We start from the raw sequence: 1,174 nt of genomic DNA, 5'->3' as shown, positions 1-1,174 counted from the left end.
CTAGGGAAGGTCTGATCAAGTCGTAAATTGGCTTGATGGCGAGCGCGTGTGCTTGTCGTTGCGCTCGCAAGCTCGTCTCACCGAGCATCCCCATGCGTTTGAGAGGCCCTTGCGGCCCTTCATGCCGTCTGCAGACGCACCTGTCCGCGCATCGCGATCAGTTTCTTCCTGGCCATCCACAGGTTCGATAACGCAAACAGCGTGATCACATGCGCCGTGTTCTTGGCCAGTCCCTTGAACCTCACCTTCGCCAAGCCGAACTGTCGCTTGATCACTCGGAACGGATGCTCCACCTTCGCCCGGATGCTGGCCTTGCGGTATTCCTGCTTGCGCGCTCTGGCCTTGGCTCGGCCTTCTTGCATCTTCGCCATGTCGCTGGGCCGGCCCGCAATGTGCCACTGCACACTGCGCTGCACCCGCGCCTGCGCTCCGCGATAGCCCGAGTCTGCCCACACCGCGTCCTCTTTGCCGTGCAGCAGGTCGCTCACCTGCTCGACGTCTGCCTCGTTGGCTGCGGTAGTCGTCACCGTGTGCACCAACCCCGAGTCCGCATCCACACCGATGTGCGCCTTCATCCCGAAGTGCCACTGGTTGCCCTTCTTGGTCTGGTGCATCTCAGGGTCTCGCTCGCCGCCCGCGTTCTTCGTGGAACTGGGTGCCGCGATGATGGTGGCGTCCACGATGGAGCCCCTCTTCAGAAGCAGCCCTTTCCTGGCCAGGTGGGCGTTGACCTGCTTGAAGATGTCCTCGGCCAGATCGCTGGCTTCCAGCAGATGGCGGAAGTTCAGGATCGTCGTCTCGTCGGGAATCGACTCCATTCCCAGGCCTGCAAACGTGCGCAGCGAGGTGATCTCGTATAGGGCTTCCTCCATCGCCGGGTCGCTCAACGCAAACCAGTTCTGCATCAAGTGCACGCGAAGCATTGCTTCCAGCGGATAGGGCCGACGTCCGCGGCCTGCCACCGGGTAGTGCGGTTCGATGACTTTGAGCAGTGCCTTCCAAGGCACTACCAGCTCCATCTCGGCAAGGAAGACTTCCCGACGTGTCCTCTTCCTCTTGCCTGCATGCTCGGCATCCGAAAAACTGATCTGGCTCATCGTTGGCGCTCCTTCATTCAGCATGCGTAATCAACGTTCAGAGCGGCCATCCGTGGACTTGATCAGATGTTCCCTAG

General features: G+C 60.7%; 1 protein-coding gene. It reads right to left on the bottom strand.

Translation table 11 applies throughout. The annotated features are described in order from the left end of the window. Nucleotides 1-119: 119 nt before the first annotated feature. Entirely contained in the window at nt 120-1,097 is a 978-nt protein-coding gene (locus tag ACSFBF_RS36015; RefSeq protein WP_435458121.1) for an IS5 family transposase, read from the bottom strand. Between the last annotated feature and the right edge of the window lie 77 nt (nt 1,098-1,174).

The organism is Variovorax nivicola, assembly GCF_051216475.1.
In the GTDB taxonomy this organism is placed as follows: domain Bacteria; phylum Pseudomonadota; class Gammaproteobacteria; order Burkholderiales; family Burkholderiaceae_C; genus Variovorax.
This window is presented reverse-complemented; position numbering and strand designations above follow the sequence as displayed.